Annotated in this window: 14 protein-coding genes; 4 read left to right on the plus strand and 10 right to left on the minus strand. The window is 49.9% G+C overall.

All coding sequences use genetic code 11. From position 1 onward, the window contains the following. The 10 genes from AC9UFE_RS02440 to guaB are packed head-to-tail and all read right to left on the minus strand — an operon-like array spanning position 1 to position 12,073. Positions 1-1,260 carry a cell division protein PerM gene (locus tag AC9UFE_RS02440; protein ID WP_509545392.1) on the minus strand — a complete coding sequence of 420 codons (1,260 nt, stop codon included), beginning with the start codon at positions 1,258-1,260 and terminating at the stop codon, positions 1-3. 14 nt (positions 1,261-1,274) lie between these two features. Beyond that, a complete protein-coding gene (sucD, locus tag AC9UFE_RS02445) occupies positions 1,275-2,162 on the minus strand; it encodes a succinate--CoA ligase subunit alpha (protein ID WP_509545393.1) in 888 nt (295 codons plus the stop codon). A gap of 18 nt (positions 2,163-2,180) precedes the next feature. Next, a complete protein-coding gene (gene sucC / locus AC9UFE_RS02450) occupies positions 2,181-3,338 on the minus strand; it encodes an ADP-forming succinate--CoA ligase subunit beta (RefSeq protein WP_509545423.1) in 1,158 nt (385 codons plus the stop codon). Positions 3,339-3,389: 51 nt separating this feature from the next. Next, the gene (locus AC9UFE_RS02455; RefSeq protein ID WP_509545394.1) at positions 3,390-5,654 is read right to left on the minus strand and encodes an ATP-dependent helicase; all 2,265 of its coding nucleotides are present in this window, start codon (positions 5,652-5,654) and stop codon (positions 3,390-3,392) included. Positions 5,655-5,666: 12 nt separating this feature from the next. Next, complete coding sequence (locus AC9UFE_RS02460; protein ID WP_509545395.1) at positions 5,667-6,581, minus strand: glycerophosphodiester phosphodiesterase family protein; 915 nt, start codon at positions 6,579-6,581, stop codon at positions 5,667-5,669. Between the two features lie 4 nt (positions 6,582-6,585). After that, positions 6,586-8,142 carry a glutamine-hydrolyzing GMP synthase gene (guaA, locus tag AC9UFE_RS02465; RefSeq protein WP_509545424.1) on the minus strand — a complete coding sequence of 519 codons (1,557 nt, stop codon included), beginning with the start codon at positions 8,140-8,142 and terminating at the stop codon, positions 6,586-6,588. Next, complete coding sequence (locus AC9UFE_RS02470; protein ID WP_509545396.1) at positions 8,138-8,602, minus strand: DUF3817 domain-containing protein; 465 nt, start codon at positions 8,600-8,602, stop codon at positions 8,138-8,140. The genes guaA and AC9UFE_RS02470 overlap by 5 nt, the downstream gene beginning before the upstream one ends. Before the next feature lie 29 nt (positions 8,603-8,631). Beyond that, positions 8,632-9,435 carry an SURF1 family cytochrome oxidase biogenesis protein gene (locus AC9UFE_RS02475; RefSeq protein WP_509545397.1) on the minus strand — a complete coding sequence of 268 codons (804 nt, stop codon included), beginning with the start codon at positions 9,433-9,435 and terminating at the stop codon, positions 8,632-8,634. After that, complete coding sequence (locus tag AC9UFE_RS02480; RefSeq protein ID WP_509545398.1) at positions 9,435-10,556, minus strand: GuaB3 family IMP dehydrogenase-related protein; 1,122 nt, start codon at positions 10,554-10,556, stop codon at positions 9,435-9,437. Before AC9UFE_RS02480 ends, AC9UFE_RS02475 begins: the two co-directional genes overlap by 1 nt. Positions 10,557-10,567: 11 nt before the next feature. After that, positions 10,568-12,073, minus strand: coding sequence for an IMP dehydrogenase (gene guaB, locus AC9UFE_RS02485; RefSeq protein ID WP_509545399.1), 1,506 nt, complete (start codon positions 12,071-12,073; stop codon positions 10,568-10,570). Positions 12,074-12,272: 199 nt separating this feature from the next. Here guaB and AC9UFE_RS02490 point away from each other — a divergent pair, with 199 nt between their 5' ends. From AC9UFE_RS02490 to AC9UFE_RS02505, 4 genes are read left to right on the plus strand one after another with little or no spacing between them, the layout of a single operon-like run. After that, on the plus strand, positions 12,273-13,529 hold the full coding sequence (locus AC9UFE_RS02490) for a branched-chain amino acid ABC transporter permease (protein ID WP_509545400.1): 1,257 nt from the start codon (positions 12,273-12,275) through the stop codon (positions 13,527-13,529). Positions 13,530-13,539: 10 nt separating this feature from the next. Beyond that, entirely contained in the window at positions 13,540-14,520 is a 981-nt protein-coding gene (locus AC9UFE_RS02495) for a branched-chain amino acid ABC transporter permease (RefSeq protein ID WP_509545401.1), read from the plus strand. A 10-nt stretch (positions 14,521-14,530) separates the two neighbouring features. Further along, complete coding sequence (locus tag AC9UFE_RS02500) at positions 14,531-15,418, plus strand: ABC transporter ATP-binding protein (RefSeq protein ID WP_509545425.1); 888 nt, start codon at positions 14,531-14,533, stop codon at positions 15,416-15,418. 3 nt (positions 15,419-15,421) lie between these two features. Then, the gene (locus tag AC9UFE_RS02505) at positions 15,422-16,147 is read left to right on the plus strand and encodes an ABC transporter ATP-binding protein (RefSeq protein ID WP_509545402.1); all 726 of its coding nucleotides are present in this window, start codon (positions 15,422-15,424) and stop codon (positions 16,145-16,147) included. Positions 16,148-16,196 lie beyond the last annotated feature (49 nt).

Here is a 16,196-nt window from a genome sequence, read left to right on the forward strand (position 1 = left end):
TTAGCCTACCTTTTTAGAGTTACCCGGCTTGTCCGCTGTAGGTCTAGCGCTGAAGAAAGCAGCCAGGGTGGAAACCAAACCGACCTCAGCGAAGACAACTAACGCCAACACCCATGGTGAGACACCCACCTGAGATAGCCTTCCGGGTCCGGCGCTACCGGAGGCAATCAAGGCCAGTAGGCCCATTTGAGAAGCTGTCACAAAAGCAATCGAGAGTCCGAGCGATAAAGCTGCAGTCCAGGATTTTGCAAACTCGAATCTGATTTCATCGGCGGATTTTCGAATCGAAAGCGTTGCGATAAATGCTGCCAGCAAAACAACCGCAATTGAGACCATTCCAAATTCCAACTGACCAACCGGTAGCGCTCCAAGAATTGGAATGGCCGGAAGTGGGCCGACTTGAGATCCAAGAGGAGAGATAAGTGAACCTGCCCCAATTGAAAAACCAACCCCGGTGAGCCAGGAAGCTCCATAGATCACCAAGTTTGGTATTAGAGCTAACTGTCCAATAGTTAGCACCACTGCGCCAAGAATGCTCACTTGAACACTCTCGTAGAGCCTTGTGATATCTATCCAGCTCATTGCAATCAGCACGGCAATGATAAATGCCGAAACCATCAATAGCATCACGGTGATGGCAGTCCCTGCTCTAAAAGCTGGTCCCATTATTGAGCGGACGCTCCAGTGGAGCTTTAGGCGAAAAGAACTTAGTGCCCGACGCACTCGGTCACGCTCGGGAGCCTGGTCGAGAATGTCGCCTTCAAAGATTTCATTTGGTTGACCAAATAATGACCCAAGCACTTGAAAAACAAAAAACAAGATGGTTGGGAAGAAAACACCTTGCCAAGCAATTGGGTAAATGGCGCTGTCATATGCTGCTGTGCTAATGCCCAGTGCGGAGGCGCCGTAAACCAAAGATCCACCAAGCCATCCTGGCCAGAGTGCCCTGGCCGCAATAAATCTCTTTCCAGCGTTGTAAAAAGAACGAGCCAGCCAAATTGTCATTCCAAGTGGAACAAGAGTTACCACAAATGCCGGTACCAAAATGCCGAGGATCTCACCCTCAGGAACCACTAGCCCAGTGCCGTGAGAAAGTAACCAGAAATCTGATGCAGCCCTAAACGCAACTAGCCAGTCAACCTCGGGATTGTTTTCTAAAAACCAAACCAGAGTAAGAGGAACAAGAATCAGGCTTAAGCTGATGGCCACCAGTATCGCGGCTTCTATAGCTGCGATAAAGAAGGTCTGTCTTTTATTCACGGCTCAAAAGATCTCTAAAGAGAGCTAATTACCTCGCGCATTAGCGCGGCAGTCTCGCTAGGAGTTTTACCAACTTTGACACCAACTGCTTCGAAGGCTTCCTTCTTGGCCTGTGCAGTTCCTGCGCTTCCCGAAACAATTGCCCCGGCGTGACCCATGGTCTTACCTTCGGGGGCTGTAAATCCTGCAACGTAGGCAACTACTGGCTTAGTGACATTTTGCTTAATGTATTCGGCGGCTTTTTCTTCAGAGTCGCCACCAATCTCACCAATCAAAACGATGGCCTTAGTTTCTGGATCGTTCTGGAATGCTTCTAAAGCGTCAATGTGTGTGGTTCCAATAACTGGGTCACCACCGATTCCAATGGCGGTTGACATTCCAATATCTCTTAGCTCAAACATCATTTGGTAAGTCAAAGTTCCAGACTTGGACACCAAACCAATTGGACCACTACCTGTGATATCCGATGGTGTGATCCCAGCGTTTGATTTTTCCGGGCTAATAATTCCTGGGCAGTTAGGACCAATCATGCGAGTTTTTAGACCCTTGGAAACGTTGTGTGCCCAAGCCTCTGCGGAGTCGTGAACTGGGATTCCCTCCGTAATAACAACAGCAAGTTCGATCTTCGCGTCGATAGCTTCAAACATCGCGGCTTTTGCAAAAGCTGGTGGAACGAAGATAACGCTGACGTTGGCCCCGGTTTCTTGCATGGCTTCGGCTACAGTTCCAAAAACAGGAAGTAACTTACCGTCAACATCAACGCTCTCGCCAGCCTTGCGCGGGTTAACTCCACCAACAATGTTTGATCCGCCAGCTAGCATTCTTCTGGTGTGTTTCATGCCTTCAGATCCGGTCATACCTTGGACGATGATTTTTGAGTTCTCGTTTAGAAAAATTGCCATCTAAATTCTTACTTTCCCTTACTTGCTAGCGAGCTCGGCTGCCTTATCGGCTGCCTCGTCCATGGTTTCAACTACTGTCACAAGCGGGTGATTAGCATCCGCCAGAATTTTTCTGCCCTCGTTTACGTTGTTGCCATCAAGGCGAACAACCAGCGGCTTCGAAGCCTTGGAACCAAGGGTGTCTAGGGCTCCAACAATTCCGTTAGCAACCGCGTCACAAGCTGTGATACCCCCAAACACGTTTACAAAAACGCTTTTTACCTGTGGGTCGTTCAAGATGACATCCAGTCCGGCAGCCATAACTTCAGCTGACGCACCACCTCCGATATCAAGAAAGTTTGCTGGCTTTACCCCGCCGTGGCGAGCTCCCGCGTATGCAACTACATCCAGAGTGGACATAACAAGGCCGGCACCGTTTCCGATGATTCCAACCTCGCCGTCTAATTTGACGTAGTTCAGATCCATCTGCTTGGCCTTGGCCTCCAGAGGATCTAGCTCGTCACGCTCCATTTGCTCTCTCTCGTGACGGAACTCAGCGTTGTCATCAAGGGTGACCTTGCCATCTAGGGCAATGATCTGACCGTCTTCAGACAAGACCAATGGGTTCACTTCTACCAAAGTGGTGTCTTCTTTTTTGAAAACTTCATAAAGCTTTACAAAAACCGGAGCGACCTTGGCGGCAAGCTCATCATCGAAACCGCCTAGTTTGGCAATTTCCAGAGCCTTGGCTAGATCGATTCCCTTGACTGCGTCAATTGGGACCTTGGCGAGCGCCTCAGGTCTTTCTTCGGCAAGCTGTTCAATATCCATTCCACCTTCTACTGAGCAAAGGGCAAGGAAGGTCCGGTTGGATCGGTCCAGTAGTACTGAGAAGTAAAATTCTTTGGCGATTTTTGCGCCTTCGGCGATCATTACTCTTTTTACAACATGCCCTTTGATATCAAGTCCAAGAATCTTTTCAGCAGCTTGTTTAGCTTCTTCGGGTGAGTGCGCAACCTTAACGCCGCCGGCCTTGCCGCGACCTCCAATTTTTACCTGAGCTTTGACAACCACAGTTCCACCGATTTGCTCGGCGGCCTTCTGGGCTTGCTCTGGGGTGTCCGCGATAAGTCCCTTTAGAACAGGAACCTGGTATTTCTCGAAAAGATCGCGCGCTTGATACTCAAATAAATCCAACTTAGAACTCTTTTCAGATTGATCAAATGGCCAATGGCCCAAACCCCAAGTTTAGAGCTTTTCGATGGGAGCTATCTTTACCACGAGTGATTTTGTGGCACCGGAATCAAAATTAACCTGGGCTACCTGCCTAGCTCCCTCACCTCTTAGTTCAGTGACTACCCCTTGGCCATAATCCAGGTGCTGGATTCGGTCTCCAATTTCTAGCTGAAGCGAGCCGTTATCTCGCACCTGCGTTATAGCTCCAGCAATCTCAGTTCTGGCCTTGGGCGGTGTCGCACTCGGAGCCATACCGCGATAACCGCCAGTTATGGTTCCCGCCGAGGCCCTTGTGGCCCCTTCCGATTGAATGAGCTCAATTGGGATGTCCCCAAGGAAGCTACTTGGCAAGAAAGCGGTAGTTGAGCCAAACAGCGTTCTTTGTAAAGCAGAACTCAGATACAGCTTCTGCTTGGCCCGAGTCATACCGACATATAAAAGTCTTCTTTCTTCGGCAACACCACCGGGCTCATCAAAGGATCGAATGTGAGGCAAGGTTCCCTGCTCCAGACCTACCAGGAAAATCACGTCATACTCCAAACCTTTGGCAGTATGCAGTGTCATCAAGGAAATACTTCCCGAGTCATCGTCAATCTCGTCCGCTGCAGCAGCAAGTGCGATGTCCGCTAGATACTCAGCTATGGTTGCGTCTGGATACTGCCTTTGGTATTCAAAAACCTGTCCGATCAAAGCGTCAAGGTTATCTACCCTGGCTTCATCTTGCGGGTCACGACTATCTTCCAGATTTGCGCGGTAGCCAGAAAGATTTAGCGCTGCAGATAAAACATCTGGCATCTTTGCTTCGACGCTCATTGCGTCCAGGTCGTTCAACAATTTGGAGAAGCCATTGAGTGCCGCAGTTAGTTTAGGGCCAAGGCCTAGCGAGTCGGTCTTGAGTAGGGCTTGGCGGAAAGAGCTTTCATCTCTTCTGGCAAGTTCGGCAATTTTTAGTTCGGTCTTCTCACCGATTCCCCTAGATGGCTCGTTTAGAATTCTTCGAACCGCTTCATCGTTTCTAGGGTTTGCAATTGCCGTGAGGTAAGCAAGAGCGTCCTTGATTTCCTTGCGTTCGTAGAACTTAAGGCCACCGATAACCATATATGGAACTCGCTGGCTCTTGAGCTCCGCTTCCAGGGACGGTGACAGAGCGTTGGTTCGATAAAGCACCGCCATGTCTCGATAAGCATTTCCTTGTTTACGCAAATCTTGGATCTGATCGACAATGTAAGCGGCTTCGCCTCTTTCATCTAAACCAGTAAAGGAGATAATTTTTTCGCCATCTCCTGCATCGCTCCAAAGATTCTTTTCTGGTCGATCAAAGTTTTTGGAGATTACTGCGTTAGCGGCCGAAAGAATGTTCTGAGTGGAACGATAATTTTGCTCCAGCAGAATCGTTTTCGACCCAGGAAAGTCCTTGGCAAATTCAGCAATGTTTCGCATATCTGCCCCCCGGAAGGCGTAGATGGACTGGTCTGAGTCTCCAACCACGGTGATAGCGGATGGCCCGGCGAGCTCACCGGTATTGGGATCGGGCTCGTTATGTAGGTCGGCTATGGGCTTGGTTAGTTCCCTGATCAGGGAGTACTGGGCGTGGTTGGTGTCTTGATACTCGTCCACCAGAACATGCCTGAAGCGCCTTTGATACTGAGCGGCAATGTCCGGAAACGAGCGAAACAGGTATACGGTTTCGGCGATCAGGTCATCAAAGTCAAAAGCGTTGTTTTTGCGCAGTGCGGCCTGGTACTGAGTAAAGATTTCAGCAATGGCGCGGTCTTTGGGGTTTGAGGAGTCAATCAGAGAATAGAAGTCATCAGCGTCTTTGAGTTCGTTCTTGGCGTTCGAAATTCTGGCGGCAACTGTTTGCGGTTTGAGTCCTTCGATGTCGCTGCCTGATTCACGAATCAGGCGCTTGATGAGGGCTTTGGTGTCTCCAGTGTCGTAGACAGAAAAATTAGCATCGTGACCGAGTTTGCTGGCCTCTCTTCGAAGAATTTGCAGACAGGCGGAGTGAAAAGTCTTTATCCACATTCCATCCGCAACATTGCCAAGTAGCGAGTGAACTCGCTCCTTCATTTCATTCGCAGCTTTATTGGTAAATGTGATTGCAAGAATTTGCGAAGGCCAAGCTTCTTTGTTGGCAAGAAGATGCGCTATTCGGTGCGTAAGAACTTTGGTTTTTCCAGAGCCCGCTCCGGCAACAATTAGCAGTGCTGGTCCACGGTCTGTGACAGCCGCCACCTGCTGAGCATTGAGACCCTCGAGCAGATGTAGATTCATGACCGCCTAAGCCTAAGCCAGACCATCGACAATTTGACGAAGAAGGTCGGGCTGATCAACGAATATGCCCTGCAGACCAGTTTCTGCTACTTTGCCAAAGTACTCATCCACGCTGGCTTTGGAATCTTCGGCTCTTAGGGTCCAGCCATAAATCATCAACCCAGCAGCTTTTGCCTCGTCAATTAGGCCGTTGTCAATTGTGTGATTGCCAGTTGAATCAAGATCTAAAGCGAGAGCCAGATCAACGCTGATGCCATCAAAACGCGAAGCAAGTGAATCCAGATAATCCCTGGACATGCGTGTTGAGCCCTTTGGAAGCCGGTCCAGCTCAGTCAAGAAAACATACTTCTTATCTGACCCACAGGCGTCTTTGAGATGCTCGAGCATCTTTTCATCGAAGGTCTCGATGACGATTGAGATTCCGCGCTCTTTCCAGTCAGAGCTATCTAGCTTGCTAGCGAGGATTGTTGCCATGTTGATGCCGTTTTCCATAAAGTGCATGCCGTGCTTAATTTCAATAACCAAGGTCTTGCCATTCATAAAATCAACTGCCAGAAGATCATCAATTGTTGGAATCAAGAATTGACCATCAAATTTGGCACTGCCTGGGCGAGTATCTGGCACTCGTTCAATTGCTCGAAGCTCTGCGAGCTCTGCAAAGTTGTAATCCTCGCTGAACCAGCCAGTTTCGGTTAGTCCATCAGAATAACCAGTTGACTGCGTTCCTTGGAACTTTGCCACCGAAGCCACGTTGGTAGTTCCGTTGAGCCAGTTCTCGTGACGAATGATTAGCTCACCGTCTTTGGTTGGAACTAGATCACACTCCACTCCGTCAGATCCTTGTTGGATGGCAAGTTCAAAAGCTTCAAGTGTGTTTTCAGGTCTGTAACCGCTGGCACCACGATGACCAAAAACTAGCGGCTTCAAGAAACTACTCCCACTCGATGGTGCCAGGTGGTTTTGAAGTCACATCGAGCACAACGCGGTTAACACCTTCAACTTCGTTGGTAATTCGGTTTGAGATTCTCGCCAACAAATCGTAAGGAACTCTGGTCCAGTCGGCGGTCATTGCATCCTCGCTCGAAACTGGTCGCAAGACAATCGGGTGACCATAGCTTCTGCCATCGCCTTGCACTCCTACGGATCGAACATCAGCTAGCAAAACAACTGGACACTGCCAAATTTCACTATCTAATCCAGCAGCGGTTAGTTCGGCTCTAACAATCGCATCCGCTTTGCGAAGTAGGTCAAGTCTTTCCTTTGTTACTTCACCGACAATTCGAATTCCAAGGCCGGGACCTGGGAAAGGTTGTCTTTGAACAATTGGCTCTGGAAGTCCTAGCTGCCTGCCAATTTCACGAACTTCGTCTTTGAACAAAGTTCTAAGTGGTTCAACGAGTTCAAACTTTAAATCCTCTGGCAATCCGCCAACGTTGTGGTGGGATTTAATACCGGCGGTAGCGCCGCCGCCAGATTCAACTACATCTGGGTACAGAGTTCCCTGGACCAAGAACTTGATCTCTTGGTTGGCGCTACTTGCCTCTTTCATAAGATCTGCTTGAGCTTCCTCAAAAGCACGAATGAACTCGCGGCCAATAATTTTTCTCTTGGTCTCTGGGTCAGTTACCCCGCTAAGCGCGCTAAGGAATCTCTCCTGTGCATTAATAGTCACAAGCCTGATTCCGGTTGCGGCCACGTAGTCACGCTCAACCTGTTCGGCCTCGCCTTCACGCAGTAGACCGTGATCGACAAAGACCGCAACCAGCTGGTCGCCTACTGCCTTGTGAACTAAGGCTGCTGCAACAGCTGAGTCCACTCCGCCGGATAGGCCGCAAATAACCCGACCCGATCCCACCTGCTTCTTGATCTTCTCTACTTGCTCGGCGATAACGTTATTTGAATTCCAGTCCGGTGTGATGCCGGCGGCGTTGTGTAAGAAGTTTTCTAGAACGTTCTGTCCAAAATCAGAGTGCTTAACTTCTGGATGCCACTGCACTCCGTAAATCTTTTTAGAGGCTGAAGCAAAGGCTGCCACCGGTGTAGTTTCTGTCGATGCTAAAACCTCAAAGCCAGCAGGGGCCTTAACAACCTGATCACCGTGACTCATCCAGCAAATTTGAGAATCTGGTTGGCCAGCAAGTATTTCTCCAGCCGAAGAAACTTTTAGGCTCGTAGCTCCGTATTCGCGCTTGCCTGTTTTATCCACTTGGCCGCCAAGTAATTGCGCCAGTGTTTGAAAGCCGTAGCAAATGCCAAGTATTGGAATTCCAAGTTCAAGAATCATGGCGTCGAGATTTGGTGATCCTGGTTCGTAAACACTTGATGGCCCTCCGGACAAAATAATGGCCAATGGATTCTTGGCTCGAATCTCATCTGCAGTTACGTTATGGTGAACAATTTCGGAATACACGCCGGCTTCGCGAACGCGTCTGGCAATTAGTTGGGCGTACTGAGCCCCAAAGTCAACAACTAAAACTGGGCGACTAATTTTTTGCTCCTGAAAGTGACTGCGCTATTTGCTTCTCAGCCATTACGGCATAGTGCTTCTCGGTGTAGAAAGAAAGAAAAGGAACCACGCCACCTGCGGCAATAATCAAAAAGCGTACGAAGCTCCAACGCATTAGAGTCCACACCCTGAAATCAGCAAATAGGTACAAAACATAAAGCCATCCGTGAACTACCAAGATTGCAACCGTCAGGCTCAGGCCAGTTTCTGGCATACCTTCGCCCTCGTTTAGGTAAGGCTCTGCGGTAATAAAACCATTTGGTCCCGCTATCCATAAGTCGTAACCGATTAGGGCACCAAAGCTCACGTTCTCAAGGCGTCGAAGTGCCCAGGTGGCCATAAGAAGAAGTAGGAAAACTCCAGTGATAAAAGAAGAGACCTTATAAAGCTTCAAAGCAGAGCGAATGGCCGGGACTTGAAGTTGGTGAATTGGTCTAGACATAACCCAAGTTTACCTAAAGCAAACTCCGGCTAATCTGCAGTGCTCGCGCGGTCTTGTATTTCCCTGATCCGTTGATCCTCGACTAGTCGCCACCATAGAAACACTGCAAATCCAGCGAACAGTGCCCATTCCAAGGCGTAAAACAAGGTCAGCCAATTCACTTGAGTGCCCGCTTCAGGTGGGGCGATAACTATGCGCTCTAGACCAAAGCCTGGCTCTGCTTCTAGCACCATGAAGCCCGCAAGACTCTCAACGCTAGGTGCTTGATATAGATTCACCAACTGCGCAAGCGAGAAGCTTTGCAGCAAGTAAGGCTTGGCGGGATCGGGCAGAGCTTCCGGCCCCTCGGTTTGAAGATATCTTCCGATCTGCTCCAAAAACGCTTGGGGTTGGATTGACTCCATCAACTCTGATCTTGCAGACTCCGCAGCCGATAGAGATTCTGCAAAGCCAATACCAACACTCAAGCTCGCGGTTGAATCCCCGTCTTCAAGAAGCACGCCTGAGTTTGCAATCACCCAGTATCCAGAAATCACTTCACCGCTGGCTCGCTGTAAGCGGTTGGCAACAATGAAAACGTTTTGGGTGTCAAGCATTATATTTGCGCTAACTCTCTTGTTAGCAGCTGATACAGTCAGCGGTGCTCCAGGCTTTTCTGTTTCAATTAGAACCAATGGTGCTTGAGATTGATCTTCTGGTTTAACTTCAGTAAAAGATCTTTCTAACTGCCACTGCCCCAGAAGAGCAAATACTGCTGCGACCGCTAGTGCAAGAAATAATCCGGCAATCCACTTTGGTCTTTTGGCTACCTGAGACCAGGTCGGGTTAGTCATTAGCTCTTTACGTAAGGAGCAATTACAACTTCAACGCGCTGGAATTCTTTTAGATCGGAATAACCTGTGGTTGCCATCGACCTAGCCAGCGCTCCAACAATATTGGAAGCACCATCGGCCAAAGAGGAAGGCCCGGTGAGAATCTGCTTTAGGGATCCAGTTTGCTCAACGCGCACTCTGTGTCCTCTAGGAAGTTCTGGGTGGAAGGCCTCTTGTCCCCAGTGCCAACCGCGACCTGGAGCATCGGTGGAGCGGGCAAGAATCGATCCAATCATGACCGCGTCTGCTCCGCAGGCAATTGCCTTGACGATATCTCCCGAGGTTCCAATTCCCCCATCAGCTATCACGTGCACATAGCGACCACCGGACTCGTCCATGTAATCACGCCTTGCCCCTGCAACATCGGCTACCGCGGTGGCCATTGGGGCGTGGATACCAAGCACGGCACGGGTAGTGGAGGCAGCACCGCCACCGAAGCCAACAAGGACACCAGCGGCTCCGGTGCGCATCAGGTGCAAGGCTGCGGTGTAGTTCGCTACTCCTCCAACGATTACTGGAACATCCAGCTCGTAGATAAACTTCTTTAGATTAAGCGGCTCGGAATCTTTGGCAACGTGCTCAGCTGAAACAGTGTTACCGCGAATCACAAATAGATCAACGCCGGCTTTCAAAACTACATCGCTGAACTGAGCGGTGCGCTGCGGTGAAAGTGCTGCCGACACCGTTACACCGCCAGCTCGAATCTGCGCGATGCGATCGCGAATCAGTTCTGGCTTGATTGGCTCGGCATAGATCTGTTGCATTCTTGCAGTTGCTTCAGAATCTTTTAGCTTGGATATTTCTTCCAGAAGTTTTTCAGGTTTGTCATACCTAGTCCAAAGACCTTCAAGATCCAAAACTCCCAGTCCACCAAGTTTTCCAATTTCAATTGCCGTCTCAGGTGAAACAACAGAGTCCATCGGTGCTGCCAGAATTGGCATTGAAAATTGGTAGGCATCAATTGACCAGGTGGTTGAAACATCTTTAGGATCACGAGTTCTTCTAGTTGGAACAATTGCGATGTCATCAAAGGCATAGGCGCTCTTGGCGCGCTTGTTTCTGCCGATTTCTATTTCGGTCATGAAGATTTCTCCTAGCGAGTTCCGTAGTTGGGGGCTTCAATAGTCATCTGAACATCGTGCGGGTGTGACTCTTTGAGTCCCGCTGCAGTGATGCGCACAAACTTTCCCTTTTGCTGAAGCTCAGCGATGGTGCCACCGCCAACATATCCCATAGATGCTCTGAGGCCTCCAATTAGCTGGTGGGTCACGGACGCAACCGAGCCGCGATAGGGCACCTGCCCTTCGATGCCTTCTGGGACAAGCTTGTCCTCACGAAGGACGTCGTCCTGGAAGTAGCGGTCTTTTGAGTAGCTCTGGGCTTCGCCTCTGGACTGCATGGCTCCAAGGGATCCCATGCCTCTATACGTCTTGTATTGCTTGCCTCCAACGAAGGTGATCTCGCCTGGGGCCTCGTCGGTTCCGGCCAAAAGTGAACCAATCATTACGGCGTTTGCTCCTGCAACTAGCGCTTTTGGAATATCCCCCGAGAACTGCAATCCACCGTCTGCGATAACTGGAACTCCAGCTGGCTTGCAAGCGAGACTTGCTTGATAGACGGCGGTGATTTGTGGCACACCAACACCAGCAACCACTCGTGTGGTGCAAATCGATCCTGGTCCAACTCCAACTTTGACACCATCAACACCTGCGTCAACTAAAGCTTGTGCGCCTTCGCGAGTTGCAACGTTGCCACCAATAATGTCAACATTTTTTGCAAACGGTTCTGACTTTAGTTTTCTAACCATTTCTAGAACCGCTTTGTTGTGACCGTGAGCAGTGTCAACAACCAATATGTCTACTCCAGTGTCAACAAGTGCCATTGATCGCTCCCAAGCGTCAGTTCCAACACCAACCGCTGCTGCAACAAGCAATCTTCCGCTGGAGTCTTTTGAAGCCAGCGGATACTTTTCGCTCTTGTCGAAGTCCTTAACTGTTATTAGTCCACGAAGTTTTCCCTGCTCGTCAACAAGTGGAAGCTTTTCGATGCGGTGCTGGGCAAAAATTGCAATTGCCTTGTCTGGAACAATTCCCACCGGAGCGGTAACAAGTGGCATCGGGGTCATTACGTCTTTGACCAGTGTTGTAGTTCGCTGCACGTCAAGCACGAATCTCATGTCTCGGTTGGTGACAATGCCAAGAAGTAGCCCGTCTTCGTCAATAACTGGAAGACCTGAAACTCGGTACTTGCGGCATAGGTCATCGACTTCCTGAATTGTGGCTAATGGGCCGATGGTTACCGGGTGGGTAATCATTCCAGCCTCAGACCTCTTTACTAGGTCTACCTGGCTGGCCTGGTCTTCCAAAGAGAGGTTGCGGTGCAAGACGCCAATTCCGCCCTGCCTGGCCATAGCAATTGCCAACCTTGCCTCGGTCACGGTGTCCATGGCAGAGGAAAGAAGGGGGATGTTGATTTCGACTCTTTTGGTGACCTTGGTTCTGGTGTTCACTTGGGAGGGAACCACGTCAGATTCACCCGGAAGAAGTAGTACGTCGTCGTAGGTCAGACCAACTAGGCCAAAGGGGTCTGGCTGGGCCATTTTGTACCTAACTATTGGGGTCAGAAGCTTCTTTACCCAAGTCTAGTTTTTTTTCAGGCCTAAAGACAGTGCTATTCTTTGGTAAACCCTGAAAACTGGGGTAAATCTTAGATGAGGCATCGATGCCCAGGAATGACATGGAGGCACCTTGATCCTCTCAAATAGCCAACGAGGTTCTAGAAGCTGGATTCGGCTGCTAATGCTGGCCATGGTTACTGCCATAACCTTTGGTGGCCTCTTTGCAACCAGTGCTCACGCCGACGAAGTTGGCACGGACCTGCCGTACAAAATTGTTGGAAACGTCAAAAATGAGGGAATCGCTCTAGAGGGCGTTCGCATCGTCGTTTCCGGTGGTGGCTACACCGCTGAAACTGTCACTGACGCAGAAGGTAAGTGGTACATCGGTGTTCCTGAGGAAGTGAGCTACACAGTAACTCTTGACCAGGAGACCCTGCCTTCCGGAATTGCGGTTATAGAAGAAGGCGGAGCGGAACAAACCGTTGAAATCGGGCCTTCGGGAAGCGTAACTAAGAACTTCTTCATTGGTGCTGGTGAGCGAATTGTCGTCAGCCTTTTTGATCAAGTAATTGCGAGAGTCATTTATGGCTTGAACTTTGGTTTGATGCTTGGTCTGGCTGCCGTTGGCCTTTCACTGGTGTTTGGAACAACTGGTTTATCTAACTTCGCCCACGCCGAAATGGTTACCTTCGGTGCCATCACCGCATTTTTCCTCGGCGGCATCTTGGAGCTTCCAATTTGGATTGCAATTCCAGCTGCAGTTGCAATCAGCGGTCTGATGGGTTGGGGTCTGGATTCAGGTCTGTGGCGACCGCTTAGACGACGTGGCCTAGGTCTTGTTCAACTGATGATTGTGTCAATTGGATTGTCTCTTGCTGTTCGATACTTGTTCCAATTCTTTGTTGGAGGAGGAACAACCCAGCTTCCTGGCTTTGACTCCCCGAAAATAAGGCTGTTTGGAGCAACTTCGCTAAGCGTCATTGATATTGCTTCGATGGTTTTGAGCCTTGTTGTGATCGTCGTATTTGCCTGGTGGCTCATGAACACCCAAACCGGAAAAGCTACCCGTGCTATTTCTGACAACCCAGACCTAGCAGCGGCCTCCGGTATCGATGTTGACCGTGTGATCAGGATTGTTTGGATCGTCGCAGCCGGACTGGCTGGTCTAGCTGGTGTGCTGTGGGCTTACTTCCGCCCAGGTATCAAGTGGGATATGGGGGCTCAGATCCTATTGTTGATTTTTGCCGCGGTTACCTTGGGTGGACTCGGAACTGCTTTTGGTGCCCTGCTTGGCGCCTTGGTAGTGGGTCTGTTGGTAGAGGTCTCAAGTCTCGTGATCCCTTCGGATCTAAAGTACGTAGGAGCGTTGGTCGTTCTGATCGTGATCTTGCTAGTAAGACCGCAGGGAATCCTGGGTCGAAAAGAACGAATAGGTTAGGGAAAGAGCTATGGACTGGTCTGCAATTTTATCCAACACCGCTCAAGGTCTTCTGAGCCCGGCCACTATGGCCTTCGCTCTTGCCGCACTAGGGCTTGCGATGCACTTCGGTTTCGCAGGACTTCTAAACTTTGGTATCGCTGGCTTTATGGCCATCGGAGCTTACGGTTACGCAATCTCGATTCTCACCTTCGGTTTTGAGTGGTGGCAGGGAATTCTAGTTAGCTTGGTTGCTTCGGTTATCTTCTCACTGATTCTTGGAATCCCGACCCTGCGACTTCGCGGCGACTACCTGGCTATTGTGACTATTGCTGCTGCGGAAATTCTTCGGCTGCTATTTCTTACCAACGCCTTTGTTGATGTAACAGGTAGCGCCGATGGTCTATCTGGATACCACAACAGCTTCAGAGCGGCCAACCCATTCCCAGAAGGCGACTATGGATTTGGCCCTTGGACCTATAACAACATCGAGTTCTGGGTTCTGGTCTTGGGTCTGATCACTCTGGCGATCTGTGCCTTCTTGCTGCTACTACTTATGAAGAGCCCATGGGGTCGAGTCATCAAAGGTATCCGCGAAGACGAGGATGCCGTTCGAGCACTTGGAAAGAACGTTTTTGCCTACAAAATGCAAGCACTAATCATTGGTGGAGTTTTTGGTTCCTTAGGTGGAATCATTTACGCTCTTCCTTCATCGGTGAACCCAGGCGTCTACGTAACTTCGTTGACATTCTTTGTCTGGACAGCACTGCTTCTAGGTGGGGCGGCAACCGTGTTTGGCCCAGTGCTCGGAGCAGTTATCTTCTGGGTTCTTCAAGCGTTTCTATCGAACGTACTACCGCAGCTGGTTTCCAGCGGAGTGCTTCCATTTATTAGTAGCATTCAGGCCTCGACTATCAGGTTCATCCTGGTGGGTGTGGGTCTAATGCTTCTTGTCATCTACCGTCCTCAAGGAATCCTTGGAGACAAAAAGGAGCTGACCTTTGTCAAGTAGTAGCGCAAAACTGCCAGGAAAGCCCGCAGCTAAAACCACCGGATTGCACGTTGGAACCATTCGTCCAGGTGTACCAAAAGTAGATCCGATCATCACCATGGACAATGTCTCACGCAAATTCGGAGGGCTCGTAGCCGTTGACGTTGAGCACCTAGAGATTCCTCGCGGTGCCATAACGGCCCTGATTGGTCCTAATGGTGCCGGCAAGACAACACTGTTTAACTTGCTGACTGGCTTTGATAAGCCAGACACCGGAACTTGGAACTTCGCAGGAAAGTCCTTGGCGGGTATTCCTGCTTTCAAGGTGGCTCAGATGGGTCAGGTCCGCACCTTCCAGCTCACCAAGGCATTGAGCCTACTTACCGTTTTGCAGAACATGAAGCTCGGTGCCAAGGACCAGCGTGGAGAGAAGTTGATGTTCTCAATCTTCCCGTTCCTATGGAAGGCCAAAGAGCAGGAGATTGAAGAAAAAGCTCTAGAGCTTCTAAAGAGGTTCAAGCTTGACGCCAAGAAGGACGACTTTGCTGCCAGCCTCTCTGGTGGGCAGCGCAAGCTACTGGAAATGGCTCGAGCTTTGATGACCGATCCAGTTCTTGTGATGCTGGATGAGCCGATGGCTGGAGTGAACCCTGCTCTAACCCAGTCACTTCTTGAGCACGTTCTGAATCTAAAGAACGAGGGTATGACCGTATTGTTTGTCGAGCACGACATGCACATGGTTAGACACATCGCCGATTGGGTTGTAGTTATGGCTGAGGGCCGAGTAGTTGCAGAAGGTCCAGCGGATGAGGTTATGAAGAACCCAGCTGTTATCGATGCTTACCTTGGTTCTCACCAAGACACTGATCTTGGAACAGTCACCGGGCGAATCACCTTGCCAACCAAGGGAAAGAAGTAAACAATGACTAATGTTCCAGTAATTGAAACCAAATCTTTGGTCGCGGGTTACCTGCCTGGGGTAAACATTCTTAATGGAGCAAACTTCTTCGCGAACCAGGGAGAACTTGTTGGCATCATTGGCCCAAACGGTGCCGGTAAGTCCACACTTCTCAAAGCAATCTTTGGTCTTGTAAAGGTTCGCGAGGGCGAGATCTTGCTAAACGGAGAATCAATCGCGAACCTTAAGGCAAACCAATTGGTAGCTAAGGGAATCGGATACGTTCCACAGAACAATAACGTCTTTCCTTCTCTAACAATTGAAGAGAACCTTCAGATGGGCTTGTTCCAGGACCCAAAGAGCTATGCCCAGCGCCTAGAGTTTGTGACCGGGATCTTTGCTGAGCTTGGTAAGAGACTCAAGCAACGTGCTGGCTCACTCTCTGGTGGAGAACGCCAGATGGTTGCCATGAGCCGCGCACTAATGATGGACCCTAAGGTGTTGCTACTTGATGAGCCGTCCGCTGGATTATCCCCTGTTAGACAGGACGAAGCTTTCATTCGTGTGTCTGAGATTAACAAGGCAGGGGTTACAACCATCATGGTTGAGCAAAATGCCCGCCGTTGCCTCCAGATCTCTGACCGGGCCTACGTGCTTGATCAGGGTAAGGACGCTGTGGTTGGAAGTGGACGAGAGCTACTAAACGATCCAAAGGTTATCGGGCTCTACCTTGGAACCCTAGGCGAGTAAAGAAATAACTTAAATGAAAAACCCCCGGGATTGCTCCCGGGGGTTTTTC

This window comes from Rhodoluna sp., assembly GCF_044239955.1.
GTDB lineage: Bacteria > Actinomycetota > Actinomycetes > Actinomycetales > Microbacteriaceae > Rhodoluna.

Bases quoted from the DNA above. Each gene is read 5' to 3' on its own strand.
- AC9UFE_RS02480 (WP_509545398.1), bottom strand. From the start codon at position 10,556: ATGACCGAAATAGAAATCGGCAGAAACAAGCGCGCCAAGAGCGCCTAT.
- guaB (WP_509545399.1), bottom strand. From the start codon at position 12,073: ATGGCCCAGCCAGACCCCTTTGGCCTAGTTGGTCTGACCTACGACGAC.
- AC9UFE_RS02495 (WP_509545401.1), top strand. From the start codon at position 13,540: ATGGACTGGTCTGCAATTTTATCCAACACCGCTCAAGGTCTTCTGAGC.
- AC9UFE_RS02470 (WP_509545396.1), bottom strand. From the start codon at position 8,602: ATGTCTAGACCAATTCACCAACTTCAAGTCCCGGCCATTCGCTCTGCT.
- AC9UFE_RS02475 (WP_509545397.1), bottom strand. From the start codon at position 9,435: ATGACTAACCCGACCTGGTCTCAGGTAGCCAAAAGACCAAAGTGGATT.
- AC9UFE_RS02505 (WP_509545402.1), top strand. From the start codon at position 15,422: ATGACTAATGTTCCAGTAATTGAAACCAAATCTTTGGTCGCGGGTTAC.
- AC9UFE_RS02490 (WP_509545400.1), top strand. From the start codon at position 12,273: ATGCTGGCCATGGTTACTGCCATAACCTTTGGTGGCCTCTTTGCAACC.
- AC9UFE_RS02455 (WP_509545394.1), bottom strand. From the start codon at position 5,654: ATGAATCTACATCTGCTCGAGGGTCTCAATGCTCAGCAGGTGGCGGCT.
- sucD (WP_509545393.1), bottom strand. From the start codon at position 2,162: ATGGCAATTTTTCTAAACGAGAACTCAAAAATCATCGTCCAAGGTATG.